The organism is Paracoccus wurundjeri (assembly GCF_030678915.1).
Taxonomy (GTDB): Bacteria; Pseudomonadota; Alphaproteobacteria; order Rhodobacterales; family Rhodobacteraceae; genus Paracoccus; species Paracoccus onubensis_A.
Window position 1 is genome coordinate 60144 of sequence record NZ_JAUUTZ010000022.1, and the last position, 25478, is coordinate 85621.

A 25478-nucleotide genomic window follows, 5' to 3' on the forward strand; every position below is an offset into this window, starting at 1 on the left:
AGGAGATCACATGACAAGCATCAAAGCCAAGCCGATCACCGCAGAGGCCTTCGCTCCTTATGGAGAATTGCTGACGCTGCGCCCATCCCCCGACAAGCTGATCAACGAGGGCCGCTGCGAACGCCACCATGCGCTTGCCACGGTTGAGTGCGGAGGCGGAGAGGCGATCATCTCGCTTTTCCGCTCGGAACCTGTCAGCCTGCCCTATGATTGCGCCCTGCTGGAACGGCACCCGCTTGGATCGCAGGCATTCATGCCGCTTGGTCCCGACCCGTGGCTGTCTGTCGTCGCCCCCGACGAGGATGGCCGCCCCGGCGCGCCCCGGGCCTTTCTGGTTCCGTCGGGTATGGGGATCAACTTGCGCGCAGGTGTCTGGCATGGCGTTCTGACCCCGCTTGACCGCCCCGCCGAATTCCTTGTCGTCGACCGCGAGGGCGAGGGCGTGAATCTGGAGGAAACCCCCATTCCCCCGGTCACGATCACCGGATGACCCTGCCCGATTTCAGCTTCGAACTCGCCGCCCGGGCAAATGGCGCCGGTATCATCGCCGGGGTAGACGAGGTCGGGCGTGGCCCGCTGGCCGGTCCGGTGACCGCGGCGGCGGTCGTGCTGGATCCCGAAAATATCCCGGACGGCCTGAACGATTCCAAGAAGCTGACGCCTGCGCGGCGCGAAACCCTCGGCAGGCTGATCATGCAGCAATGCGACTGGTCGGTCGCCCATGTCAGCGTGGAAGAGATCGACCGGCTGAATATCTATCACGCCTCGCATCTGGCCATGTGCCGCGCCGTCTCGGGACTGCGGCAACGACCCGATCATGTGCTTGTCGACGGCAACCGCATCCCGCGCGATCTGACCGTTCCGGCCGAAGCGATCGTGAAAGGGGATGCCCGAAGCCTGACCATTGCAGCCGCCTCGATCGTGGCGAAGCTGTTGCGCGATTGCATCATGGTGGATTTGGCGCAACAGCACCCCGGCTATGGCTGGGATGTGAATGCGGGCTATCCGACTCCGGCCCATAAACAGGCGCTTCTAGATCTTGGGGTGACCCCTCACCATAGACGTTCCTTCAGGCCCGTCCACAATATCTTGTGTAAAGATGGAACTACAAGCAATTGATTTAAAAAAGAAATTGACGCCGAATCACTCCTGACTCATCTTGGTGTCCATACCAGACCGGGCAAATCCGGCATGCAGAGGCACGAGAGATGACGAAGATCAAAGAAAAGCGCGCGGCTGCCGCGTGTTCCCTACCGCTGAACCAAATTCTGGCGGGCGATTGTGTCGAGATCATGAATTCCCTGCCCGAGGGCAGCGTTGATCTGATCTTTGCCGATCCGCCCTATAATCTTCAGCTTCGGGGCGATCTTCTGCGGCCCGACAATTCCCGCGTGGATGCCGTCGATGACGAATGGGATCAGTTCGCGGGCTATGCCGCCTATGATCAACTGACCCGCGACTGGCTGGCCGCTGCCCGGCGTTTGCTAAAGCCAAATGGTGCGATCTGGGTCATCGGCAGCTATCACAACATTTTCCGCGTCGGCGCCGAACTGCAAAATCAGGGCTTCTGGATCATGAATGACGTGATCTGGCGCAAGTCGAACCCGATGCCCAATTTCCGTGGCAAGCGCCTGACCAATGCCCATGAGACGCTGATCTGGGCCGCCAAATCGGAGAATTCGAAATATACGTTCAATTACGAGGCGCTCAAATCCCTGAACGAGGGCGTTCAGATGCGCTCGGACTGGGTGATCCCGATCTGCAATGGCGGTGAGCGTCTGAAGGACGATCAGGGTGACAAGGCCCATCCGACGCAGAAACCCGAGGCCCTGTTGCATCGCGTTCTGGTGGGCACCACCAATCCCGGCGATGTCGTGCTCGACCCGTTCTTCGGCACCGGCACGACCGGCGCGGTCGCCAAGATGCTGGGCCGCGATTTCATCGGTATCGAGCGCGAGGAATCCTATCGCAAGGTCGCCGAAAAGCGCCTGTCCCGCATCCGCCGCTTCGACAGCGAGGCGATTGCCACCACCAAGGCGAAGCGTGCCGAACCGCGCGTTCCCTTTGGTCAGGTGGTCGAGCGTGGCATGCTGCGCCCCGGCGAGGAACTGTTTTCTATCGGCAGCCGTCACAAAGCCAAGGTCCGCGCCGATGGCAGCCTGATCGGCAATGATGTGAAGGGCTCGATCCATCAGGTCGGCGCGGCGCTGGAAGGCGCGCCATCCTGCAATGGCTGGACCTATTGGCATTTCCGGCGTGAAGGCAAGATGATCCCCATCGACATCCTGCGTCAGCAGATCCGCGCCGAGATGGAAGGCGAGGTTTCCCGCCCCAGCTAAATCATCCACGATTTCGCCGCAGTTCCGCCATCACGATTTGGGCGGCGGAACCGCCTTGCCCCGCCATATGTGAATGGCGGGGTCTTTTCGTTCCCGTTGGCGCCGGCTACTTATGAAGACCAGCCCCGCTTCTTCATCCAACTACCCCGGGAGCCGTACCCCGGCGCGACAGGGTGGAGTCCCGCCTTCACCCTGGCATCATTCCTGGCAGCAACAGCGACACTGCCGGAAACAGGATCAGGGCCGTCAGCACCAGTATGTCCACCAACAGAAAACGCGCGACGCCGCCAAAGATCTGCTCGCTCGTGACATTTCGCGCAACGCCGCTGATGACGAAGACATTGAGCCCGACCGGCGGGGTGATCAGGGCTATTTCAAGCAACTTCACGATAATGACCCCGAACCAGATCTGATCCATTCCGTAGACCTGCATCAGCGGCAACAGGACCGGCAGCGAGATGATCAGGATCGCCAGCGGCTCGATGAACATGCCCATGATCAGCAGGATCGCCGCCGCGATCACGATCACGCTCAGTGCGGGCATGCCGTTGCTGTGCAGCCGCTCGGCCATGATAGCGGCGGTGCCGGTATCGTTGATGAAGGCAAGAAACAGTATCGCCGCCGCGAGGGCCAGCACGAGCGAGGCCGCCTGAAGAACGGAATCCCGCAGAATGATCCAAAGCAGTTCACCGAGCAGCCGCCGCTGCCACAGGCCAATCAGAAATGTCAGCCCGACACAGATCACAGCCGCGGAAAGTGGCGACAATATCCCAAGGAAAAGCCCGCCGATGATGATACTCAGCAACGCGACGGGGGGCCATAGCGCAACCATCGCCTGCATGTCACTGGCGGAGACCCGCACCGGGCCGGGGGCGGTGGCAGGTTCCTCACGAACCCACCAGATAATGACACCGATCATGCCGGCAAGCGACAGAAGCCCCGGCAGGATTCCGGCGATGAACAACGTCGCCACGGGCTGCCCGGCCAGAAATCCATAGAATATGAACAGCATCGAAGGCGGGATAAGCGATCCCAGCGTTCCCCCCACGGCAACCGAAGAGGCGGCAAGCCTTGGATCGTAACCCTGCTCCAGCATCCCGGGCAGGCAAATCCGTCCCATCGTCGAGGCGCAACTGACCGATGAGCCCGACAGCGACGCGAAACCTCCGCATCCCAGTACTGACGCAATGGCAAGCCCGCCCGGCTGGTTTCGCAACCAGACCCGGGCAGCGTCGAATATCCGTGTCGAGATCCCGGCATAGAATGCAAGATTGCCCAGCAATACGAACAGGAACAGCATCCCCATCGCTTCAGGATGCAGCCCCTCCCGCAACAGCCGAGGAATTGTCGCCAGCCCCCGGAAGAACCCGGCGCCGCTGCTGGCGCTTGTCAGGCCGATACCGCAGATTGCAATGGCGAAAGTTGCCGGGGCGACCGGAAACCTGAGCGCCAGCAGGGCCAGAAGGATCGCAATCCCGATCAGGCCGAGCAAGGATGGTTCCATATATTTCCGTCCCCGTTGACCATCTGCACCGGCATAGCAGTGGATCGGCTGCGCGACAACGCGCCCCTGACCTAAAATTGAACCGCGCGGCCTCTGGAACTCTTGGACCAGAAAGTGGAGAGTGAATCCGACATGGATGGAGAGATGAATGACCTTTCTACCCCGGCGCTTCCCTCTGGTGTTGCTTGCCCTTGCGGTTACCGCGATCCCGGCGCTTGCGCAGGATGGCGAACCCGTTTTTACCGCCTCGGATATCGATACGGCAAGCTATCAGGGCGGCGACCTGCCCCCGGGGCGCTCTGCCCTGACGGCGAAGATTCAGGTCTTGCTGGATCGCTCGGGAACCTCTCCGGGGGTCATTGACGGTTATAAGGGCGGGATGAGTGAAAGCGCTTTGATGGCATTCGAGCGCCGCGCCGGTTTGCCCGTCGACGGACGGATGGATCCGCAAGTCTGGCAATTGCTGCTACCATATTCCACATCGCCGCAGACCATGGAATATCAGATCACCCAAGAGGATGCCGAGGGGCTGGTTGCCGAGATCCCCGCCGATTACGCGGAAAAGGCCGCGATGACCGCAATGGGCTATACCAGCATCGCCGAAAAGCTGGGCGAACGGTTCCATATGGACGAGAAATTCATCGCCTTCCTCAATCCCGGCATCGAGCTGAAACCCGGCGCGACGATCAGGGTCACCGCCCCCGCCAAGCCTATCAAGACCAAGGTCACGCGGATCATCGTGGACAAGGCAAGCCGCCGCGTTGCCGCCTATGACAGCAATGGCGAGATGATCGTGGATTATCCGGCAACGGTCGGTTCGGACGCGACGCCCTCGCCCTCGGGCAATCACGTCGTGGTCACCGTCGCCCTGAACCCGAACTATACCTATAACCCGGAAAAGAATTTCAAGCAGGGCGACAATGACAAACCGCTGATCGTGCCGCCCGGACCGAACGGGCCGGTCGGCAATGTCTGGATCGACCTGACCAAGCCCACCTATGGCATTCACGGCACGCCCACGCCCTCGCGCTTGTTTCACAACCAGTCGAATGGCTGCGTGCGCCTGACCAATTGGGACGCAAGGGAACTGGCCGGGCTGGTGATACCGGGCAAGACGAAGGTCGAATTTCTGGAGCCGGGGGTCACGATCGCCGATGTGACAGGCGTCCTGCCTGCCCCCGAAAGCGGCGCGGTTTCGGACCCGACTGCCACCGCGACAACTGTGGCCGCCGGTGTCGCGGGAACCTCGATGCAGGCGCAAACCCCGCAGCCCGTCCTTTTGTCCGCGACCCGGCCACCGCGCAGAAGCGGCACGCCGGTCGCATCCGATACCGCGCCGGATAACGCCATGACGCCGGGCAGCACAGAGGTTCCAGCAAATGCCGCCGCACCGCTTGCCGCCGCGATCATCCGTGCCGTCACCACGACAGAAACCATCGGTGCAAATTCCGCCGCGCCCGCTACGCTTCCCGCTCCTGCGGGGCAGCCGCTATATGAAAACACCTCGGAAGAAGATGTCCCGGACACTGCTCAGCCAATGCCTGCGGCACCTGCGGATGACCCGCTAAGCAAGGCGCTTTCCGATGCGCTGCCGGAATCCGGTTTCGTTCTGCCGGCAGCCCCGGCGGATATGCAATGAACACGCTACGGCATTTTTGCGGGGCGGCGATTGCCCTGATGCTTGCCGGAACCGTTCACGCACAGGAACCAGTCCCCAAACCCGTCGAGGATCAGGGGGCTTACAATCGCGGAAGGCCGCCGGACAAACCCAAGACGCCTGTGGAAACGCCGGACGATCCTGCAGCAGCCGGCCCTTCTGCGGCCGGGCCTTCCGCAACCGGACGGACAGACGAAATCTGGCCACGGGGAACAAGCATCTCGGAGAAGGAAAGCGGGCAAGAGGACCCGGTCGGATCAAAAGAGGGTACGGTTCAGAACGAAAGGAACGGCGAGACGGAAACGGCACGCGAACGCCCCCGCGAAAACGATCAGGAATATGCCGCCTGCCGGCTGGCGCTTTCGCATCTGGGAACCGTCTATGAAGAACGCCCGGAAATCACCGAAAAGGACAACCCGGATTGCGGCATCGCAAAACCTTTGCATGTGACCGAAATCCTGCCCGGGCTCGAACTTGAAGGCGGCGCGATCATGCGTTGCGACACCGCGCGGGCGCTTGGGTTCTGGGCACAGGAGTTTCTGCGTCCGGCATCGGTCAGTCTTCCCGGCTCACCACGGCTAACCGCGTTGCAGCTTGGTACGCATTACGACTGCCGGGCGCGGAACGGAACCAAAGAGAATCAGCCGAAACTCTCGGAACATGCGCTTGGCAATGCGATCGACATCGCCGGTTTCGTCTTCGATCAGGGGCCGCCCGTTCCGGTTGAACCGCGCGAGGATAGCGGCGATCTTTACGAGGCGTTCCAGCGCGCGGCACGGGCGACGGCCTGTCTGTATTTCTCCACCGTACTCGGGCCGGGATCGAACGCAGCGCATGACAACCATCTGCATCTTGATGTAATCTCGCGCAAGAATGGCTGGAGATTGTGCCAGTAACCCGCGGGGATGGAAAACCATGACGATCACGATCACCGCCTTTGAATCCTCGCCCGATGGGGGCAAGGGTCTGGCACGTGACATGCGTGTCCGCTGGGCGCTTGAAGAGGCGGAGCAGCCCTATGACGTTCGCCTTGTGTCGTTCAGGGCGATGAAAGAGCCAGCCCATCTTGCGCGCCATCCTTTCGGGCAGATCCCGACCTATGAGGAAGACGGTCTTGTCCTGTTCGAATCAGGGGCGATCCTGTTCCATATCGCGCAGCATCATGCCGGCCTGCTGCCGGATGATGCCGATGCGCGGGCACGTGCGATCACATGGATCTTTGCCGCGCTCAATACGGTGGAACCGCCGATCGTCGAACTGGAACAGGCACCATATGTCGAGGGCGACAGATCCTGGCACAAGGAACGCCTGCCTCTTATGCGGGACCGTATCCGCACCCGGCTGGATCAGCTTTCCAGCCATCTTGGCGACACCGAATGGCTTGACGGCGCGTTCAGTGCCGGTGATCTGATGATGGTGCTGGTGCTGCGGCGGTTGGAAGGCTCGGGCCTACTGGAGGAATATCCAAACCTGTCTGCCTATGTCGCCCGCGGCGAAGCGCGGCCGGCTTATCAGCGGGCTTATGCCGATCAATTGGCCGTTTTCAAGGCAGCTGTGGATTAGGGCGTGTCGCGCTGAATCGGAAACGCCGGTTACTTGCGTCCCGCGATGGGGGGGGGCGCGCCCCCCGCACCCCCGAGGTACTTGGACAAAGAAGAAGAGGGGAGAAAAAGCGATCCGGGTGGGCACGACATGCTTTGTGCGCATTACCCGACCAGTGGCACAAACGAAAGCCCGCCGCGGAGCAATCAGCGACGGGTTGATCTGATTTCCTGATGATCAGAGCGGATCAGCTATCGTCTTCGGCGGTTTCTTCTGCCTCGAGACGTTCGCGATCGGCGGCACCCTTGGCATCCGGATCGCGGTCCACCAGTTCGATAATGGCCATCGGAGCCATGTCGCCATAGCGGAAACCGGCTTTCAGAACACGGACATAGCCGCCCTGACGGTCCTTGTAACGCTCACCCAGCGTCTCGAACAGCTTGGCGACATGGATATCCTGCTTGAGCTGGGATGCAGCCTGACGGCGTGCATGAAGATCGCCGCGTTTGGCCAGTGTGATCAGTTTTTCAACGATCGGGCGCAATTCCTTGGCCTTGGGCAGCGTGGTCTTGATCTGCTCATGCTCGATCAACGAGCCAGCCATATTGGCGAACAACGCCTTGCGATGTTCATGAGTACGGTTAAGTCGGCGATAGCCGCGGGCGTGACGCATTTCATTTCTCCATTAACGTCTTTTTACTTTGTCCGGCGGCCCATGCGTGCGGGCCACTCTCCTTGGGGCGGAATGCCCGGATTTGAGAGAGGCGGATAAACCGCCTCGTCTCAGGAGTCCATAATCAGAACTGATCGTCGAAACGCTTGGCCAGATCCTCGATATTCTCGGGCGGCCATTCGGCCACGTCCATGCCCAGATGCAGCCCCATGCCCGACAGCACTTCCTTGATCTCGTTCAAGGATTTGCGGCCGAAATTCGGGGTGCGAAGCATCTCTGCCTCGGTCTTCTGGATCAGATCGCCGATATAGACGATATTGTCGTTCTTCAGGCAGTTGGCCGAACGGACCGACAGTTCCAGCTCGTCCACCTTCTTGAGCAGGCGTGGATCGAATTCCAGACCGTCGTCGCTGTCCTGGCTGCTGGCCGATTCGGGTTCTTCGAAATTGACGAATACCGAAAGCTGATCCTGAACGATACGGGCGGCATAGGCCACCGCGTCTTCCGGGGTCAGCGAGCCGTCGGTTTCGACCTTCATTGTCAGCTTGTCGTAGTCCAGCACCTGACCTTCGCGGGTGGGCGTGACTTCATAGCTGACCCGCTTGACCGGCGAAAAGATCGCATCGATCGGGATCAGGCCGATAGGCGCGTCTTCGGGGCGGTTCTTGTCGGCGGCAACATAGCCCTTGCCGGTCTGAACGGTCAGCTCCATGTTCAGATCGGCGCCATCGTCCAGATGACAGATGACATGCTCGCGGTTCAGAATGGTAATTCCGGCGGTTTCCTGAATGTCTCCGGCCTTAACCTCGCCCGGACCTTTTGCGGTCAGCGACAAGCGCTTCGGGCCTTCGACATCCATGCGCAGCGTAACGCCCTTGAGGTTCAGCACGATATCGGTCACATCCTCGCGGACGCCGGCGACGCTGCTGAATTCATGCAGAACATTGTCGATCTGAACCGAGGTGATGGCCCCCCCCTGAAGCGACGACAGCAGAACCCGGCGCAGGGCGTTGCCCAGCGTCAGGCCGAAGCCCCGCTCCAGCGGTTCGGCGACAACGGTTGCCGTCCGGGTCGCGTCCGCGCCCGGCTTGACGGCAAGTTGCGTCGGCTTGATAAGTTCGGCCCAATTCTTGTGGATCATGGGTTTGCCTCCATACTTGTTTCCGACCCATGACCGAGGCCGGAAACGCCCGAGGTTAAATGCGAAATGGCCGAACCGCGCGGATCTCGCGCGGGCCGGTGTCGTAATGATCCAGTATCAGACGCGGCGGCGCTTTGGCGGACGGCAACCGTTATGCGCGATCGGGGTCACGTCACGGATTGCGGTGATGTTGAAGCCGACGGCAGCCAGGGCCCGAAGCGCCGATTCACGGCCCGAACCGGGCCCCTGCACTTCGACCTCAAGCGTTTTCACGCCATGTTCCTGTGCCTTGCGGCCGGCATCCTCGGCAGCCATCTGCGCGGCATAGGGGGTCGATTTGCGCGAACCCTTGAAACCCATCGTGCCGGCCGACGACCACGAGATCGCATTACCCTGCACGTCCGAAATCAGGATCTTGGTATTATTGAAGCTGGAATTCACATGCGCCACACCGGTGGCAATGTTCTTGCGCTCTTTGCGCTTGATACGAGTCTTATCGCGTGCCATGTCCGTGTCCCCTTATTTCTTCTTGCCAGCGATGGGCTTCGCCGGACCTTTGCGGGTACGGGCATTGGTATGGGTGCGCTGGCCGCGAACGGGCAGGCCGCGACGGTGACGCAGACCGCGATAGGAACCCAGATCCATCATCCGCTTGACGTTCATCTGCACTTCGCGGCGCAGGTCGCCTTCAACGGTCAGATTCTGGTCGATGAATTCACGAATCTTCAGAACTTCAGCATCCGAAAGTTCGTTCACGCGGCGAGCGGACTCGATGCCGGTCGCTTCGCAGATCTGCCGGGCATGCGCCGGGCCGATACCATGAATATAAGTCAGGGCGATGGGGACACGTTTCCCCGTCGGAATGTTGACGCCAGCGATACGAGCCACGCGTTATCCTTTTTCTGCTGCGGTTCCGTAACACCGGAACCTTTTTTCACAACGTAAGGCCCGAAAGCCATGCCTTCGGGCCAATCCACAGGCCACCCATGCTTGGGTGATTCTCTTTCGAGATGCTGTGAATTAATGGAAGATCAACTTGTCGTCAAGTGTACCCCACGAGTGGAATGGTGCAAGGCTCCGAAACTGTTTCGTAAGAGGAATGTCATTCTGTTAACGAAAAATGATTGCCGGGAGAAAAACTGTACCATATACGGAACAGATGGTTAACCGCCGAGGGTACAGAAACCTGATGCGGTATTGTCAATGGTGTACAAGATGGTCGGGATCTATGCAGGAACAACAGTTCGGCTTGAGAACGAAGGCGCCATCTTGAGTATGGGTCACAGCCATGCCTGGTTTAACGGCAAATCTCAGAAACAGTAACTTCAACGATGGAATCACGGATAACGGGCCGCGCATTGCGGACGTTCCCCGCTGGCCAATCCGTAGGTCAAAAACCGACAGCAAACCGGCTTATCGGGACCAGTTTCCATACATATTTTTCACGAGGACGAAGGAGGAGTAATAATGCCTACGACTTGGAATGCCGTATATCTCGGACAATTCGGGATAGTTGATACGACCGGAAATAACGGAACTATAGAAAGCCCCGGGGTGCTTAACAACAGGACCTATGGCAGCGAGAATGATCCACTGTTCGATCGCTTCGTCCAAATCAGTCCGCGCGCCGGCACAACCACATACAACCAGGGCGGAAACACGGCAGGCTACGACACGGCAGCCGACGGTCAGGCGCTTAACGGACGAGGATGGATCGAATATTTCAGCCATAGCGGCGGCAATTTCGGCACAGGCAATCATGCCTATGATGCTGCCGTCGTATATAATGCCACAATCACTTATGCGGACGGGACTACAGCGGAAGTTACCGCCTCTCTTTTTCAAGATTGGAATGGCCAGACTTTCTGGGCACCTGAGTCTTCAGCTTCCCAAGACAGTGTCGCAGATCAGGCTGCTATGGAGGCCAATCCGATCGTATCCTTGACTACTCATGGCGTAGTCTCCACGGATCAGGCTCTTGGAGCGAACCGCAATGTGTGGGATTATGTGGTTTGCTTCACCGTCGGGACACTTATCGAAACGGCCGACCGTACGAAGCCTGTCGAAACCCTGCAATCCGGCGACATGGTCCGGACCCGCGACAATGGTCTGCAACCCATCCGCTGGATCGGTTCACGCAAACTATCCGCCGAGGAGCTGGCAGCAGCCCCGAATCTGCGCCCAATCCGTATCAACGCTGGCGCGCTGGGCGCGAACACCCCCGCAAGCGATCTGGTTGTATCACCACAGCACCGGATCCTTATCCGCTCGAAGATAGCGCAGCGCATGTTCGGCACAGACGAGGTTCTGGTCGCGGCAAAGCAATTGCTGGGCATCGAAGGCATCGAGATCGCCACGGACATTCATGACGTGGAATATTTCCACTTCATGTTCGATTGCCATGAGATCGTCTTCTCGAACGGGGCCGAGGCCGAAAGCCTGTTTACCGGACCTGTCGCATTGCGTTCGGTCAGCCCGGAATCCCGCAAGGAAATTCTGTCGCTGTTCCCGGAACTGGCCGAAGAAGGATCTGAGCCGCAACCCGCACGCCTTCTGACCTCGGGCCGTCAGGGCCGGCGTTTGGCCTATCGCCATGCCAGAAACCAACAGGAAATGGTTTATTGAAACACTGAGAATCCAAAAACCATGTTAAGCAAAAACGGCCGGAAATATCTTCCGGCCGTTTTTATCTGTGACTGGGGCTTGAGATCATCCAAGAGAAGCGCCGAAAGAGATATCTGTATTCGGTCGCGTCTAACCCAATGCCTCGGCAATCTGCCGTGAAACCTCATCGATCTCGGCAAGCCCGTTGACCGGGGTCAAATTGCCCTTGGCATAATAATAGCCAATCAGCGGCGACGTCTTCTTGTAATATTCCAGCAGACGGGTCCGCAGGCTTTCCTCGTTGTCATCGGCCCGCCGTTTCAGGTCGGTCGAGCCGCAAACATCGCAAACACCCGGCTTTGCGGTCGGTTTCGTCTCGTCGTGGTAAACCTCGCCGCAGTTGCCGCAGGTGAAACGCCCGGTGATACGCCGCACCAAAGCCTCGTCATCGACCCGCATTTCAATCACGGCATCCAGTACCTGCCCGGTTTCGTTCAGCAACTCCCCAAGCGCATCGGCCTGCCCCAATGTCCGGGGAAAGCCGTCGAAGATGAAACCCTTGCCACCCTCGGCCAGTTTTTCGCGGATAAGTCCGATGACGATCTCATCTGTGACCAGTTCGCCACGGGCCATGACCTCGGCGACCTTGTTTCCCATCTCGGTCCCCGAATCCTTGGCGGCGCGCAGCATGTCCCCAGTGGAAAGCTGCACCATGCCACGTTCTTCCACCAGCTTGCGGGCCTGAGTCCCTTTGCCAGCGCCAGGAGGCCCCAGAAGAATGATATTGATCGTCATGTAGTCTCCGTCCCCCAGAACTGGCTTTTGTAATCCGATCAACGCCGCGAGGGCGCTTTACGGGTCTTTGTTCCAGTCTTACGCTTACCACGCAACTGGGATTTCTCAATCAGACCTTCATATTGATGCGCCAGCAGATGGCTTTGCACCTGATTGATCGTATCCATGGTGACCGACACGACGATCAGAACCGAGGTTCCGCCGAAATAAAACGGCACCGACCACTGACTCCGCAGAATTTCGGGCAGCAGGCAGACGGCGGCAAGATAGCCCGACCCGATCACCAGCACCCGGTTGACGACATAATCCAGATATTCCTCGGTTTTCTTGCCCGGACGAATACCCGGAATGAAGCCGCCCTGATTCTTGAGGTTTTCGGACACGTCATCGGTCTTGAAGGACACGTTTTGCGTGTAGAAATAAGCAAAGAAGATAATCATCGCCGCGAAGAACAGCAGGTAAAGCGGTTGCCCCGGTCCGAAATAGGCCAGAAGCGTCGACATGATCGGGCCGCTTTCATTGCCCGAAAAGGTCGAAATGGTGATCGGCAGCAGCAGAAGCGAGCTCGCGAAGATTGCCGGGATGACGCCTGCCGGGTTTACCTTGATCGGCAGATGCGACGACTGCCCGTCGTAAACCTTCATGCCGACCTGACGGCGCGGATACTGGATCCGTATCTTGCGCAGCGCCCGTTCCATGAACACGACAAAGCCGATCACGACGACGACCATGGCAATGACGCCCAGGATGACCGGGGTCGAGTTCGTAGCCCGGCCACCGGCAAGGAAGGTTGCGATCTCTCCGGGGATCTCGGCGACGATACCCACGAAGATGATCAGCGAGATACCATTGCCGATGCCGCGCGCGGTGATCTGTTCGCCCAGCCACATCAGGAACATGGTGCCGCCGACCAGCGTGATCACGACCGATGCCTGAAAGAACACACCCGGCGTATGCGCAAGCCCGCCCGCCTCCAGACTGCGGGCAAGGCCGTAAGCCTGAAACAGCGCAAGCGCCACGGTGCCGTAGCGGGTATACTGGTTGATCTTCTTCCGCCCCTGCTCACCCTCTTTCTTGAGTTGCTCGAGCGCAGGGACCATCGACGCCAGAAGCTGCACGATGATCGAGGCCGAGATATAGGGCATGATCCCCAATGCGAACACGCCCATCCGTCCAAGCGCGCCGCCGGTGAACATCGACAGGATACCGCCAATGCCCGCCGATGCCTGATCCATGAAGTTGCGCAATGCGGCGCCATCGATTCCCGGAACCGGGATATAGGTGCCGAGGCGATAGATGATCAGCAGGCCAATGGTGAACCAGATTCGCTGGCGAAGTTCCGTGGCTTTGCTGAATGCCCCCCAAGAGAGGTTCGCGGCCATCTGTTCTGCGGCTGACGCCATATTTTCCGTCCCGTGTCATGACTGCGCCGCCGATCCGTTTCCGGAGTCCGGCGGCGCCTGGAAATCCTGATCGCTATCTATGAGGCATGGCTGCCCCGATCAACAGCTTATTCCGCCGCAGCCGGCAAAACCACCTTGCCGCCCGCCTTTTCGACCGCTTCAACAGCCGATTTCGACGCGCCGGTCACGGTGATGTTAAGCTTGGCTTTCAGCTCACCCTTGGCCAGCAGACGAACACCGTCCAGCTTGCGGCGAACAACCCCGGCCTCGATCAGGGCGTCTTCGGTCACATCGGACTTGGCGTCCAGCTTGCCCGAATCGATGAAAGCCTGAATCTGGCCAAGATTGATAACGGCGAATTTCTTGGCGTTCGGCGCGGTAAAGCCGCGCTTCGGCAGGCGCCGATACAGCGGCATCTGGCCGCCTTCATATCCATTCAGGGCAACGCCCGAACGCGATTTCTGGCCCTTGATGCCCCGGCCAGCGGTTTTACCCTTGCCCGAACCGGGACCACGCGCGACACGTTTCTTCGTGCGGTTCGCACCTTCGTTATCGCGGATTTCATGCAGTTTCATATCGCTTCTCCTTGGCCGGACACATCCCCGAAGCGAAACAGGACGGACACGGCATTTTCTGATTGCTGAGTCGGCCTTGACGGCCACCGCAGGTCAGTAGCGGATGGGACGGTACTGGTCAAGAGGCGGTTGATCGGGAACCTCTCCCGTGATAGGTCCGTCTCCGTCGACGCGCGGCACCCATATATGTAGCACAACACCTGCATCGCGTGAATATATCGCCGATTGCAGGATTTCCCTGTTGCAATACACATCTCACGGGTGTAATCGCGCAGCTTCATCACGAACTCCACCGGGAATCAGGGTGGCCTTGGCAATCAGGGGCCCTCCGGTGATGTTGGAAAGGAATAAGCGCGATGGATGCGCAGGAACTGAAATCGAAGACCCCGGACGAGTTGAAAGATCAGCTTGTCGCGTTGAAGAAGGAAGCGTTCAACCTTCGCTTCCAGCAGGCGAACAGCCAGCTTGAGAACACCGCCCGTATGCGCGCCGTGCGCCGCGACGTTGCGCGTGTGAAAACCGTTCTGAATCAGAAAGCGGCGGAAGCCGCGGCGTCTAACTAAGGAGTCTGGCTCATGCCCAAACGCATTCTGCAAGGCCGTGTGACCAGCGACAAGAACGATCAGACCGTCACGGTTCTGGTCGAGCGCCGCTTCAAGCATCCGCTGCTGCACAAGACCGTTCGCTCGTCGAAAAAATACCGCGCTCATGATGCGGAGAACCAGTTCAAGGTTGGTGACACAGTTCGCATCGTCGAATGTGCGCCGGTCTCGAAGACGAAACGCTGGACCGTTCTGACGGATGAGGCCGCTTCGGCGTAACCTCTGCCAGTAACTTAATCGAAACCCTGGGGCCGGAATGGCCGGTCCCCAAAGGTCGGGAGAAACCAAATGATCCAGATGCAGACCAATCTGGATGTTGCTGACAACTCCGGCGCGCGCCGGGTGCAGTGCATCAAGGTCCTGGGTGGTTCGCACCGTCGCTATGCGTCGGTGGGCGACATTATCGTCGTTTCCGTCAAGGAAGCCATCCCACGGGGCCGCGTGAAGAAAGGTGACGTCCGCAAGGCCGTCGTCGTTCGGACCGCCAAGGAAGTGAAGCGCGAGGACGGAACCTCGATCCGCTTCGACCGCAACGCCGCCGTCATCCTGAACAACCAGGGCGAACCGGTCGGAACCCGTATCTTCGGGCCGGTCGTGCGTGAATTGCGTGCCAAGAACTTCATGAAGATCATCTCGCTTGCTCCGGAGGTGCTGTAATGGCTGCCAAGCTGAAAAAGGGCGACAAGGTCGTCGTGCTGGCCGGCAAGGACAAGGGCAAGCAGGGCGAGATCACCACTGTCATGCCCAAGGTGAACAAGGCCATCGTTGACGGCATCAATATCGCGATCCGTCATCAGCGTCAGACCCAGAACTCGCAGGGCGGCCGCACGCCGAAGGCGATGCCGATCGATCTGTCGAATCTGGCTCTGCTGGACAAGAACGGCAAAGCGACCCGCGTCGGCTTCCGCGAGGAAGACGGCAAGAAGGTCCGTTTCGCCAAGACCACGGGAGACGTGATCTGATGCTGGACGATGCAAAATACACTCCGCGTCTCAAGGCGTATTTCCGCGAGACGATCAAAGCCGCGCTCAAGGAAGAATTCGGCTACAAGAACGACATGCAGATCCCGCGTCTGGACAAGATCGTCCTGAACATGGGCATCGGCGAGGCCGTCAAGGACACCAAGAAGGTCAAGCAGGGCGCAGAAGAGCTTTCGCTGATCGCCGGCCAGAAGGCCGTGATCACCAAGGCGAAGAACTCGATCGCCGGCTTCCGTGTCCGCGAGGAAATGCCGCTGGGTGCCAAGGTCACGCTGCGCGGCGACCGGATGTACGAATTCCTGGATCGCCTGATCAATATCGCGCTGCCCCGCGTCCGCGACTTCCGCGGCGTGAAAGGCTCGTCGTTCGACGGTCGTGGCAATTACGCCATGGGCCTCAAGGAACATATCGTGTTCCCGGAAATCAACTTCGATCAGGTCGACGAAGTTCTGGGAATGGACATCATCATCTGCACCACCGCGAAGACCGACGCGGAAGCGAAATCGCTGTTGAAGGCATTCAACATGCCGTTCAACAGCTGATCGCGGAGGGAAGAAGATATGGCAAAAAAATCGATGGTAGAGCGCGAAAGAAAACGTGCGCGCATGGTTCAGAAATACGCTGCGAAGCGGGCTGAACTGAACGAGATCATCAAGGATCAGTCCCGCCCGATGGAAGAGCGTTTCAAGGCTACGCTGAAGCTGGCCGAGCTGCCGCGCAATTCCTCGGCCACGCGCCTGCACAACCGCTGCCAGCTTAGCGGCCGTCCGCATGCGTATTACCGCAAACTCAAGCTGTCGCGGATCGCGCTGCGGGACCTTGGCTCGAACGGCCAGATCCCCGGCATGGTCAAGTCGAGCTGGTAAGGGGGCAACGATGTCGATGAACGATCCTCTCGGCGATATGCTGACCCGCATCCGCAATGCTCAGATGCGCGGCAAATCGACCGTCCGCACTCCGGCCTCCAAGCTTCGCGCCTGGGTTCTGGATGTGCTGCAATCCGAAGGTTACATCCGCGGCTACGAGGAAGTGACCACCGATGCCGGCCACAAAGAGCTGGTAATCGGCCTGAAATATTTCGACGGCACTCCGGTTATCCGGGAATTGTCGCGCGTTTCGAAACCCGGTCGCCGCGTTTACGCAGGTGCCAAGGAAATCCCGCAGGTCCGCCAGGGTCTGGGCGTTTCGATCGTGTCGACTCCGAAAGGTGTCATGTCGGATGCAGCGGCTCGCAACGCCAATGTCGGCGGCGAAGTCCTCTGCCAGGTATTCTAAGGAGGGCAGCAGATGTCTCGGATTGGTAAAAGACCGGTCGAACTGCCCAAGGGCGTGACGGCCGAAATCAAGGGCCAGACTATCGAGGTCAAGGGACCGAAAGGCACCCGCAGCTTCACGGCGACCGACGATGTGGACCTGGTTCTGGAAGAAGGCGCGGTGTCGGTAAAACCCCGCGGCCTGTCCAAGCGCGCGCGCCAGCAATGGGGCATGACCCGGACCATGGTCGCGAACCTGACGCAGGGTGTCTCGGAAGGCTTCAAGAAAGAGCTGGAGATCCAGGGTGTCGGTTATCGTGCGCAGATGCAGGGCAAAACCCTGAAACTGTCGCTTGGTTATAGCCACGAGGTGAATTTCGAAACGCCCGACGGCGTGACGATCACCGCACCCAAGCAGACCGAAGTGATTGTGGAAGGTATTGACCAGCAGCTTGTCGGACAGGTTGCGGCCAATATTCGCGAATGGCGCCAGCCCGAGCCCTATAAGGGCAAAGGTATCCGCTATAAGGGCGAATTTATCCTCCGCAAGGAAGGCAAGAAGAAGTAAGGGGCGCATGAAATGGCACTGAAAAAGCAAAAGCTGTTCCAGAAGCGCCGCTTGCGCGTCAGGAACAAATTGCGGGCCGAAGGCAATGGCCGCCCGCGTCTGTCCGTCCATCGGTCGAACAAGAACATCTCGGTTCAGGTCATCGACGATCTGAACGGCGTAACGGTCGCTTCGGCCAGCTCGCTTGAGAAGGATCTGGGCGTCCTGGGCAAAAACAACGTCGAAGCCGCCGCCAAGATTGGCACGGCGATCGCGGAACGGGCCAAGAAAGCCGGTGTCGAAGAGGTTGTCTTCGACCGCGGTGGATTCCTGTTCCACGGTAAAGTCAAGGCTTTGGCCGACGCTGCCCGTGAAGGCGGGTTGAAGTTCTGATAACTGCGGGTGGCGGCTGCGCCACCCCGATGATCCGGGAGCAAGGGTCATATTGGCCGCAAAAGCTCACCTGGATTGATGATAACGGCGTGATTTTGCGCCAGCTTGATTAAGGAATGCCATATGGCAGAACGTGAAAACCGCCGGGGCCGTCGCGAAGAGCGCGAGGAAACCCCAGAATTCGCCGATCGTCTCGTGGCGATCAACCGTGTGTCGAAAACCGTCAAGGGTGGTAAGCGCTTCGGCTTTGCCGCTTTGGTGGTGGTCGGCGATCAGCGGGGCCGTGTGGGCTTCGGCAAAGGCAAGGCCAAAGAGGTCCCCGAGGCGATCCGCAAGGCAACTGAACAAGCCAAGCGCAATCTGGTCCGCGTGCCTCTGCGCGAGGGCCGGACACTGCACCACGATATCGAGGGCCGTCATGGCGCCGGTAAGGTCGTGATGCGGACAGCCGTTCCGGGTACCGGCATCATCGCCGGTGGTCCGATGCGCGCCGTGTTCGAGATGCTGGGCGTTCAGGACGTCGTGGCGAAATCGATGGGGTCGCAAAACCCCTATAACATGATCCGCGCCACGCTGGATGGGCTGAAGAAGAACAACAGCCCGCGTTCGGTTGCGCAGCGCCGCGGCAAGAAAGTTGCCGACATCCTGCAATCCAACGACAAGCCGGCAGCAGAGGCACCCGCCGAAGCTGCGGCTGAAGCGTAAGGGGGCAAGGATAACATGGCCAAGAAGAAAACCATCGTCGTCAAGCAGATCGGTTCTCCGATCCGTCGCCCCGCAGAACAGCGTGCGACACTGAAAGGGCTGGGTCTGAACAAGATGCACCGTACCCGCGAGTTGGAGGATACTCCAGCAATTCGCGGCATGGTCAACAAGATCCCGCATCTGGTGACGATCATCGAGGAACGCGGCTAATCCGGACGGATCGGACGAAGAATTAAGACGCTCCGGTTTTTCCGGGGCGTTTTTTTATGCGAGGTAATCACCCGCCCCCGCTAAATCCGTCGCCCGGTATCAAGGGCCGGAGGCCCGCCGGGCAGCGCCCGACCGCCCCCCCAAGGCGGGCGCTTGGGCAATGTTATCCTGCGGGTTCAGCGTCGTGCGGGGGTGCACCATAAACTGCAAACCACAGATGCCGGAATGCCCACCCTGCGGCCGGACGCTGCCCGGCTCTGTCGTTCGCAGAAATCACCCGGGTAAAACTTCCGCCACCGCATTCTCGATAAGTCTCAGACACGCATCCGACGAAAACCGGTGATCCGCGCCCTTGACCAGCGTCAGGCGAATATCCTCCCCCTGCGCATGATCCAGAAGATCCAGCGCCCATGTCACCGGCACATCCTCATCCGCCGTGCCTTGCAGGAAACGTGTCGGGAAGGGCAGCGGAAGCGGCTGGTTCATCACCAGATGCTCGCGTCCGTTCTCGATCAGCTTGCGGGTGATGACATAGGGTTCCCCGCTATATTCGCTTGGAATCTCGATCCGGCCGTCGCGCATCACCGCTTCGCGCTGCGCCTCGGTGAACCCGGCCCAGTAGCCCTTCTCGCTGAAATCCGGGGCGGCGGCGATCGTGACCAGACCCGCCACCCGCTGCGGCATCGCCCGCGCCAGCAGAAGCGCGATCCAGCCCCCCATGCTGGAACCAACAAGCACCTGCGGCCCCGTGGTGAGCGAGGTCAACACCGCCGCCGCATCGGCAAACCATTCCCCGATGCAGCCATTCTCGAAGTCTCCGCTGCTGTCTCCGTGGCCGGAATAGTCGAAGCGCAGGACGCCCCGCCCCTGACGATGCGCCCAGTCATGAAGATGCAGCGCCTTGGTTCCCGTCATGTCGGATTTGAACCCGCCAAGGAAAACGATCCCCGGCCCCTTCCCCTTCTGGCGGTTATAGGCGATCCGCCGACCCTGCGGCGTGTCGAGATAATCATTCATTTACTGTCCCCTCATATTCTTACCCATCTTGACAGTTTTCGCGCAGAGGTCCATGTGGCCAACTCATCATACCCGCAACCGGGCGTTCCGTGGGCGCCAAACCGACGAGGAGGACATATGTCCCAGATCACACTCTCTTTCCCTGATGGCAATTCACGCGATTATCCCGCAGGCATCACCGCCGCCGAGATCGCCGAAAGTATCGCCCCCAGCCTTGCGAAGAAAGCGGTCTCGGCCAATCTGGACGGCCGCCATATCGATCTTGCATGGCCCATCGACGCTTCGGGTGAGATCACCATCAATACGCTGAAGGACGAGGAACCGGCGCTTGAACTGATCCGCCACGATTTTGCCCATGTCATGGCCCGCGCCGTGCAGGAGATCTGGCCGGATGTCAAAGTCACCATCGGCCCGGTGCGCGATTACGGCTGGTTCTATGATTTCGACCGCGCCGAGCCCTTCACGCCCGAGGATCTGGGCCGTATCGAGGCGAAGATGAAGCAGATCATCGCCGCCCGCGACCCGGTCCGCACCGAAGTCTGGGACCGCGACCGTGCCATCGCCTATTACAAGGAACGGGGCGAGCCGTTCAAACTGGAACTGATCGACCGCATTCCCGAGGGCGAGGATCTGCGGATGTACTGGCATGGCGACTGGCAGGATCTGTGCCGCGGCCCGCATTTGCAGCATACCGGGCAATTGCCAGCCGATGCATTCAAACTCAGCCATGTGGCGGGCGCCTATTGGCTTGGTGATGCCAGCCGCCCGATGTTGCAGCGCGTCTACGGTATCGCATTCCGCAACAAGGCCGATCTGAAGGCGCATCTGACCATGCTGGAAGAGGCCGCGAAACGCGATCACCGCAAGCTGGGCCGCGAGATGGAACTGTTCCATTTTCAGGAGGAAGCGCCGGGCATGGTGTTCTGGCATCCCGATGGCTGGACGGTTTACCGCGAGTTGGAGGCTTATATGCGCCGCCGCCAGATCGGGGCCGGATACAAGGAAATCAAGACGCCACAGGTCGTCGACCGCGTTCTTTGGGAGAAGTCGGGCCATTGGGAAGCCTACCGCGAGAATATGTTCATCGTCGAAGTCGATGAAGAAGGCGCGAAGGAAAAGCGCATCAATGCCCTGAAGCCGATGAACTGCCCCTGTCATGTGCAGGTCTATAATCAGGGGATCAAATCCTATCGTGACCTGCCCCTGCGGCTGGCGGAGTTCGGATCCTGCCACCGCTATGAAAGCTCGGGCTCGATGCATGGGCTGATGCGGGTGCGTGGCTTCGTGCAGGATGATGCGCATATTTTCTGCACCGAGGATCAGATCGGCGAGGAATGCGCCGGATTCATCCGCCTTCTGGCCAGCGTCTACAAGGATCTCGGTTTCGATGGGTTCGAGATCAAATTCTCGACCCGCCCCGATGTGCGGATCGGCTCGGACGAGGCGTGGGACAAGGTCGAGGGGATGCTTGAGGCCGCGATCAAATCCGCCGGCGCCCCTTATGAGATCGACCCCGGGGAAGGCGCATTCTATGGGCCGAAGCTGGATTTCAAGCTGACCGACGCCATCGGGCGGCAATGGCAATGCGGCACCTTTCAGGTCGATCCGAACCTGCCCGACCGTCTCGGGGCGGAATTCATCGGCGAGGATGGCGCGAAACACCGCCCCTATATGCTGCACCGGGCCATCCTTGGCAGCTTCGAGCGTTTCATTGGCATCCTGATCGAGAACTATGCCGGGAAGCTGCCGCTGTGGCTGGCGCCGCGTCAGGTGGTGGTGGCCTCCATCGTCTCGGATGCTGACGATTACGTCCATCAGGTTGTCGACCGCCTGCGCGCCGCCGGTCTGCGCGCCGAGGCGGATACGCGGAACGAGAAGATCAATTACAAAGTTCGTGAACATTCCGTCGGAAAAGTCCCCGCGATCCTTGCCATTGGCATGAAAGAGGTAGAGGCTGGTACCGTGTCGCTGCGCCGACTCGATAGTCAGGGCAGTCGCACATTGTCTTTGGAAGACGTCGTGGCGGAACTTTCCACCGAAGCAACGCCCCCCGATCTGCACAGATAGGGGCGAAAGTGACGAAATCGGCGGCAAAAATGGCTGAATTGCGCCGCTGACATGAAAACTTCATGCCTATGTCGCTGGGAGCGTCGCTTTCCGGCTTGTGTTTTTTTGTGATTCGTTCATGGTGGAAAGGCGTGAGCGACAGACTTTCTACCGCCTCCCGATCATGGGCAGCCGGCAAGACTGAAAGCATGGCTGCACGGCCCGCGGGCAATATCGCCTCGGGAAATTGCGAAGGAGAGACGGTTATGGCAACCGGAACGGTAAAATGGTTCAACGGCACCAAGGGCTATGGTTTCATCGCCCCTGATGACGGCGGCAAGGATGTGTTCGTGCACATCTCCGCAGTCGAACGTGCCGGTCTGACCGGACTGCAGGACAATCAGAAAGTCGAATACGAGCTGCAATCGGGCCGCGATGGCCGCGCTTCGGCCAGCGACCTGCGTCTGCTCTGAATTCTGCCAGACAGGTTTTCGGAACGGCCCGTTTGCGCGGGCCGTTTTTCTTTGCTTTAACCCGGATCGTCCGAATAGCCGGGGAGCCGTCATGAATCTTGCCGAACATGTCTTGCAAGCGGGTGCATCGCGGCCCGACAAGTTGGCGCTCTCGGTCATTGGGCCAACGCGGGCGGAACGCTGGTCATATGCCCGGCTGATCGGTGCGGTGCGCGGGACGGCGACCGGGTTGCTTCAGGCCGGGCTGCGGCCCGGCGACCGGCTGCTGATGCGGCTGGGCAATACCGCCGCCTTTCCGATCGCCTATCTGGGGGCCATCACCGCGGGCATCGTGCCGATCCCGACCTCATCCATGCTGACGGGGCGCGAAATCTCGAAGATTGCCGCCGAAACCGATCCGGCATTGATCGTCGCGGGCGATGGCATCGCCCTGCCCGATCATCCCGCCCCGGTACTGTCCGAACGCGATCTGAACGGGTTCGGCACGCTGCCACCGGCGGAATATGCGCAGGGCGACCCGAGCCGGCTGGCCTATATCATCTACACCTCGGGAAGTTCCGGCCATCCCCGCGCTGTCATGCATGCGCATCGTGCGATTCTGGCGCGGGAAATGATGTTCGACGGCTGGTATGGGCTGCGTGAGAATGATCGGATGATGCATGCCGGCGCGTTCAACTGGACCTATACGCTGGGGACGGGCCTCATGGATCCATGGACGATGGGCGCCACTGCACTGATCCCGGCAGGCGGCACGGCCATTGAGCAGCTTCCCCTGCTGGCCGCTCGCCACGGCGCGACTATCCTTGCCGCCGCGCCGGGTGTGTTCCGGCGGATGCTGCGGGCCGAATGGCAGCCTGTCGCCAGCCTGCGTCACGGACTTACCGCAGGAGAACGGCTTGATCCCGGCCTGCGCGTCGATTGGCTTGGCCGCACCGGAACGGAACTGCACGAGGCAATGGGCGCCTCGGAAATCTCGACCTTCATCTCGGGCAGTCCCGACCGGCCGGCGCCCGCGGGCACCGCCGGGTTTCCTCAGCCCGGGCGCAATGTCGCTGTGTTAGGTGACGACGGCACCCCCCTGCCTGCGGGACAACCCGGCGCCCTTGCCGTTCGCAACGACGATCCGGGCTTGTTCCTTGGCTATCTTGGCCAACCCGGGGAAACCGCCTCCCGGTTCCGGGGCGCGTGGTTCCTGACCGGCGATCAGGCGCAGCAGGATGCGAATGGCGCGATCACGCTGCTTGGCCGTGCCGACGACATCATGAATGCCGGCGGTTTCCGCGTCGCCCCGCCCGAGATCGAAGAGGTGCTGTCCGGCTTCCCCGGCGCGGGCGATGTCGCCTGCACCGAAATCGCCGTCGGCCCCGGCAGCAGCATCATCGCAGCCTTCTGGACGGGAGCCGCAGAGGCCGCCGGATTGCGGGAATTCGCCGAAGCCAATCTGGCACGCTATAAACAGCCCCGTGAATATATCCGGCTGGACGCCTTGCCCCGAACCGCGACCGGCAAGATCAACCGCCGCGCATTGCGCGAAACCCATAGCAAGGATTCCGCATGACCCGTCTCGACATCTTTTCCGACCCGGTGTGCCCGTGGTGCCTGATCGGCAAACTGGAGCTGGACCGGGCGCTAGAAAGCCGCCCGGATCACCCGTTCGAGATCATCTGGCATCCTTTTCGCCTGAACCCGCAAATGCCCCGTGAAGGGATGGACCGTCTCGACTATCTGAAATCCAAGCCGGGCGCCGCCGATGCCGCGCGCGCCGTGGCCGAGCGGGCCGCCTCCATGGGGCTGGAGCTGAAGCTGCCATCGCGGCAGCCCGATACGACCGACGCCCACAGGCTGATGCATTGGGCGGGACTAGAGGGTGCCCAGACCCGTGTCATGTCGGGACTGCTGCGCGCCTATTGGCAAGAGGGGCGCGATATCGGAGACAAGACCGAACTGGCCCGGATCGCCGCAGCCGCCGGAATGGACGAGGCCATGACCACGCGGCTTCTGGACAGCGATGCCGACCGCGATGAGGTCATCTCGCGCGAGATGCATGCAAGGCAGCGCGGCATCAACGCGGTACCGATGTATATCGTCGCGGATACCCATGCGGTCAGCGGCGCCCAACCCGCCAGTCTCTGGCAGAATGTCATCGACGAGTTGACGCAAGGCACGCCCCGTCCGGACCGGCATTGATGCTTCGGGCGATCTGAAATGCGCCGCAATCGCTTGATCCCGCGCCGGCGCCATGCTTACGTCCGGCGATGAACCATACGCGCCGCCTTTACATATCTGCCATTCTCGCCATCATCGCGGCCACTGCGCTCTGGCTGTGGTGGCAGGGCCGCGTGCTGATCTGCAAATGCGGTACGGTGCGTCTGTGGCATGGCGAGGTGATGAGCTCCGAGAACTCCCAGCATCTGCTGGACTGGTACAGCCCCAGCCATCTGATCCACGGCTTCCTGTTCTTCGCGCTCTGCGTGTTGTTCTGCGGGCTGGCGGGGCGGCGGATGCAATTCTTCCCGGCTCTCACCATCTCGACCCTGATCGAGGCGGTATGGGAACTGGTCGAGAACAGCAACAGCGTCATCGAGCGTTACCGCTCGGTCACGATCTCGCTCGATTATTATGGCGATTCCGTGGTGAATTCGGTATCGGATATCGCCATGATGGTGGTCGGATTCGTGATGGCGTCCCGTTTGCCGGTCTGGCTGTCGGTTCTGCTGGTGGTCGGGATGGAAATCGTCACGATGCTTGTGATCCGCGACGGGCTGCTGCTGAACATCGTGATGCTGCTGCACCCCCTGGACGTGATCCGCGAATGGCAGGCACTGCGTTAAGACGGTTCCGCACTCCGTTTCCCTGCCTGCCGCGCCCGCCTCAATTCCCCCTGCCCCTTCTTCTTTGTCCAAATACCTCGGGGGTGCGGGGGGCGCGCCCCCCCGCGGGGGGTGGGGGCCCGGGGGAACTGGGGCACCACCGCCCGCCCCGGCCCCCCCCCCGCCCCCGCCCCCCCCCCCCCCCCCAG

At 60.3% G+C, this 25478-nt stretch carries 32 protein-coding genes; 23 read left to right on the forward strand and 9 right to left on the reverse strand.

The features are described from left to right. Nucleotides 1-10: 10 nt before the first annotated feature. From Q0601_RS18665 to Q0601_RS18675, 3 genes are all read left to right on the forward strand, one after another. Entirely contained in the window at nucleotides 11-490 is a 480-nt protein-coding gene (locus tag Q0601_RS18665) for an ureidoglycolate lyase (RefSeq protein WP_305291416.1), read from the forward strand. After that, on the forward strand, nucleotides 487-1119 hold the full coding sequence (locus Q0601_RS18670; protein WP_305291417.1) for a ribonuclease HII: 633 nt from the start codon (nucleotides 487-489) through the stop codon (nucleotides 1117-1119). Before Q0601_RS18665 ends, Q0601_RS18670 begins: the two co-directional genes overlap by 4 nt. Before the next feature lie 89 nt (nucleotides 1120-1208). Beyond that, on the forward strand, nucleotides 1209-2339 hold the full coding sequence (locus tag Q0601_RS18675) for a site-specific DNA-methyltransferase (protein WP_305291418.1): 1131 nt from the start codon (nucleotides 1209-1211) through the stop codon (nucleotides 2337-2339). A gap of 187 nt (nucleotides 2340-2526) precedes the next feature. On the opposite strand, the gene Q0601_RS18680 is transcribed toward Q0601_RS18675, so the two are convergent. Next, on the reverse strand, nucleotides 2527-3843 hold the full coding sequence (locus Q0601_RS18680; protein WP_305291419.1) for a TRAP transporter large permease: 1317 nt from the start codon (nucleotides 3841-3843) through the stop codon (nucleotides 2527-2529). Between the two features lie 148 nt (nucleotides 3844-3991). Here Q0601_RS18680 and Q0601_RS18685 point away from each other — a divergent pair, with 148 nt between their 5' ends. From Q0601_RS18685 to Q0601_RS18695, 3 genes are read left to right on the forward strand one after another with little or no spacing between them, the layout of a single operon-like run. Next, complete coding sequence (locus Q0601_RS18685) at nucleotides 3992-5482, forward strand: L,D-transpeptidase family protein (protein ID WP_305291420.1); 1491 nt, start codon at nucleotides 3992-3994, stop codon at nucleotides 5480-5482. Continuing rightward, on the forward strand, nucleotides 5479-6396 hold the full coding sequence (locus Q0601_RS18690; RefSeq protein ID WP_305291421.1) for an extensin-like domain-containing protein: 918 nt from the start codon (nucleotides 5479-5481) through the stop codon (nucleotides 6394-6396). Before Q0601_RS18685 ends, Q0601_RS18690 begins: the two co-directional genes overlap by 4 nt. 19 nt (nucleotides 6397-6415) lie before the next feature. Next, on the forward strand, nucleotides 6416-7063 hold the full coding sequence (locus Q0601_RS18695) for a glutathione S-transferase family protein (protein WP_305291422.1): 648 nt from the start codon (nucleotides 6416-6418) through the stop codon (nucleotides 7061-7063). Nucleotides 7064-7289: 226 nt separating this feature from the next. Here the strand turns inward: Q0601_RS18695 and rplQ are convergent, their stop codons facing one another. The 4 genes from rplQ to rpsM all read right to left on the reverse strand — a co-directional run bounded on the left by rplQ (nucleotide 7290) and on the right by rpsM (nucleotide 9744). Next, nucleotides 7290-7715: a 50S ribosomal protein L17 gene (gene rplQ / locus Q0601_RS18700; RefSeq protein ID WP_305291424.1), complete on the reverse strand. Its 426-nt coding sequence runs from the start codon at nucleotides 7713-7715 to the stop codon at nucleotides 7290-7292. A gap of 124 nt (nucleotides 7716-7839) precedes the next feature. Then, nucleotides 7840-8856: a DNA-directed RNA polymerase subunit alpha gene (locus tag Q0601_RS18705; protein WP_119751423.1), complete on the reverse strand. Its 1017-nt coding sequence runs from the start codon at nucleotides 8854-8856 to the stop codon at nucleotides 7840-7842. A gap of 117 nt (nucleotides 8857-8973) precedes the next feature. Beyond that, nucleotides 8974-9363 carry a 30S ribosomal protein S11 gene (gene rpsK / locus Q0601_RS18710; RefSeq protein ID WP_119751424.1) on the reverse strand — a complete coding sequence of 130 codons (390 nt, stop codon included), beginning with the start codon at nucleotides 9361-9363 and terminating at the stop codon, nucleotides 8974-8976. Between the two features lie 12 nt (nucleotides 9364-9375). Then, entirely contained in the window at nucleotides 9376-9744 is a 369-nt protein-coding gene (rpsM, locus tag Q0601_RS18715; RefSeq protein ID WP_119751425.1) for a 30S ribosomal protein S13, read from the reverse strand. A 579-nt stretch (nucleotides 9745-10323) separates the two neighbouring features. Here rpsM and Q0601_RS18720 point away from each other — a divergent pair. Beyond that, a complete protein-coding gene (locus Q0601_RS18720; RefSeq protein ID WP_305291426.1) occupies nucleotides 10324-11481 on the forward strand; it encodes a Hint domain-containing protein in 1158 nt (385 codons plus the stop codon). 129 nt (nucleotides 11482-11610) lie between these two features. Here Q0601_RS18720 and Q0601_RS18725 read toward each other — a convergent pair whose 3' ends face one another. The 3 genes from Q0601_RS18725 to rplO form a co-directional block, all read right to left on the reverse strand. Next, complete coding sequence (locus Q0601_RS18725) at nucleotides 11611-12255, reverse strand: adenylate kinase (protein WP_305291427.1); 645 nt, start codon at nucleotides 12253-12255, stop codon at nucleotides 11611-11613. Between the two features lie 38 nt (nucleotides 12256-12293). Continuing rightward, entirely contained in the window at nucleotides 12294-13658 is a 1365-nt protein-coding gene (gene secY, locus Q0601_RS18730) for a preprotein translocase subunit SecY (protein ID WP_305291428.1), read from the reverse strand. 107 nt (nucleotides 13659-13765) lie between these two features. Then, entirely contained in the window at nucleotides 13766-14233 is a 468-nt protein-coding gene (gene rplO / locus Q0601_RS18735) for a 50S ribosomal protein L15 (RefSeq protein WP_305291429.1), read from the reverse strand. Nucleotides 14234-14589: 356 nt separating this feature from the next. Between rplO and rpmC the strand changes: the two genes are divergently transcribed. The 11 genes from rpmC to rpmD all read left to right on the forward strand — a co-directional run bounded on the left by rpmC (nucleotide 14590) and on the right by rpmD (nucleotide 18923). Continuing rightward, a complete protein-coding gene (gene rpmC, locus Q0601_RS18740; protein ID WP_305291430.1) occupies nucleotides 14590-14796 on the forward strand; it encodes a 50S ribosomal protein L29 in 207 nt (68 codons plus the stop codon). A gap of 12 nt (nucleotides 14797-14808) precedes the next feature. Beyond that, nucleotides 14809-15054 carry a 30S ribosomal protein S17 gene (gene rpsQ, locus Q0601_RS18745; protein WP_305291432.1) on the forward strand — a complete coding sequence of 82 codons (246 nt, stop codon included), beginning with the start codon at nucleotides 14809-14811 and terminating at the stop codon, nucleotides 15052-15054. Between the two features lie 69 nt (nucleotides 15055-15123). Then, nucleotides 15124-15492 (forward strand): 50S ribosomal protein L14, encoded by a 369-nt coding sequence (gene rplN, locus Q0601_RS18750; RefSeq protein ID WP_010400243.1) that lies wholly within the window; start codon nucleotides 15124-15126, stop codon nucleotides 15490-15492. Then, nucleotides 15492-15797, forward strand: a complete 306-nt coding sequence (rplX, locus tag Q0601_RS18755) for a 50S ribosomal protein L24 (RefSeq protein ID WP_305291433.1) — start codon at nucleotides 15492-15494, stop codon at nucleotides 15795-15797. Before rplN ends, rplX begins: the two co-directional genes overlap by 1 nt. Beyond that, nucleotides 15797-16357: a 50S ribosomal protein L5 gene (rplE, locus tag Q0601_RS18760; protein ID WP_305291435.1), complete on the forward strand. Its 561-nt coding sequence runs from the start codon at nucleotides 15797-15799 to the stop codon at nucleotides 16355-16357. The genes rplX and rplE overlap by 1 nt, the downstream gene beginning before the upstream one ends. Before the next feature lie 18 nt (nucleotides 16358-16375). Continuing rightward, a complete protein-coding gene (gene rpsN, locus Q0601_RS18765) occupies nucleotides 16376-16681 on the forward strand; it encodes a 30S ribosomal protein S14 (RefSeq protein ID WP_119751434.1) in 306 nt (101 codons plus the stop codon). 10 nt (nucleotides 16682-16691) lie between these two features. Then, nucleotides 16692-17090, forward strand: a complete 399-nt coding sequence (rpsH, locus tag Q0601_RS18770; protein ID WP_305291436.1) for a 30S ribosomal protein S8 — start codon at nucleotides 16692-16694, stop codon at nucleotides 17088-17090. 12 nt (nucleotides 17091-17102) lie between these two features. Then, nucleotides 17103-17636, forward strand: coding sequence for a 50S ribosomal protein L6 (gene rplF, locus Q0601_RS18775; protein WP_305291437.1), 534 nt, complete (start codon nucleotides 17103-17105; stop codon nucleotides 17634-17636). A 12-nt stretch (nucleotides 17637-17648) separates the two neighbouring features. Beyond that, nucleotides 17649-18008, forward strand: coding sequence for a 50S ribosomal protein L18 (rplR, locus tag Q0601_RS18780; RefSeq protein WP_119751437.1), 360 nt, complete (start codon nucleotides 17649-17651; stop codon nucleotides 18006-18008). A gap of 123 nt (nucleotides 18009-18131) precedes the next feature. Further along, the gene (gene rpsE, locus Q0601_RS18785; protein WP_119751438.1) at nucleotides 18132-18713 is read left to right on the forward strand and encodes a 30S ribosomal protein S5; all 582 of its coding nucleotides are present in this window, start codon (nucleotides 18132-18134) and stop codon (nucleotides 18711-18713) included. 15 nt (nucleotides 18714-18728) lie between these two features. Continuing rightward, a complete protein-coding gene (gene rpmD, locus Q0601_RS18790) occupies nucleotides 18729-18923 on the forward strand; it encodes a 50S ribosomal protein L30 (RefSeq protein WP_305291438.1) in 195 nt (64 codons plus the stop codon). A gap of 273 nt (nucleotides 18924-19196) precedes the next feature. On the opposite strand, the gene Q0601_RS18795 is transcribed toward rpmD, so the two are convergent. After that, complete coding sequence (locus Q0601_RS18795; RefSeq protein WP_305291439.1) at nucleotides 19197-19940, reverse strand: alpha/beta hydrolase; 744 nt, start codon at nucleotides 19938-19940, stop codon at nucleotides 19197-19199. Between the two features lie 117 nt (nucleotides 19941-20057). Between Q0601_RS18795 and thrS the strand changes: the two genes are divergently transcribed. The 5 genes from thrS to Q0601_RS18820 all read left to right on the forward strand — a co-directional run bounded on the left by thrS (nucleotide 20058) and on the right by Q0601_RS18820 (nucleotide 25290). Next, nucleotides 20058-22007 carry a threonine--tRNA ligase gene (gene thrS, locus Q0601_RS18800; protein ID WP_305291440.1) on the forward strand — a complete coding sequence of 650 codons (1950 nt, stop codon included), beginning with the start codon at nucleotides 20058-20060 and terminating at the stop codon, nucleotides 22005-22007. A 245-nt stretch (nucleotides 22008-22252) separates the two neighbouring features. Beyond that, the gene (locus Q0601_RS18805; protein ID WP_119751442.1) at nucleotides 22253-22459 is read left to right on the forward strand and encodes a cold-shock protein; all 207 of its coding nucleotides are present in this window, start codon (nucleotides 22253-22255) and stop codon (nucleotides 22457-22459) included. Nucleotides 22460-22550: 91 nt separating this feature from the next. Beyond that, nucleotides 22551-24017, forward strand: coding sequence for a class I adenylate-forming enzyme family protein (locus Q0601_RS18810; RefSeq protein WP_305291441.1), 1467 nt, complete (start codon nucleotides 22551-22553; stop codon nucleotides 24015-24017). Next, complete coding sequence (locus Q0601_RS18815; protein ID WP_305291443.1) at nucleotides 24014-24646, forward strand: DsbA family oxidoreductase; 633 nt, start codon at nucleotides 24014-24016, stop codon at nucleotides 24644-24646. The genes Q0601_RS18810 and Q0601_RS18815 overlap by 4 nt, the downstream gene beginning before the upstream one ends. A gap of 68 nt (nucleotides 24647-24714) precedes the next feature. Next, complete coding sequence (locus Q0601_RS18820; RefSeq protein ID WP_305291444.1) at nucleotides 24715-25290, forward strand: DUF2585 family protein; 576 nt, start codon at nucleotides 24715-24717, stop codon at nucleotides 25288-25290. Nucleotides 25291-25478 lie beyond the last annotated feature (188 nt).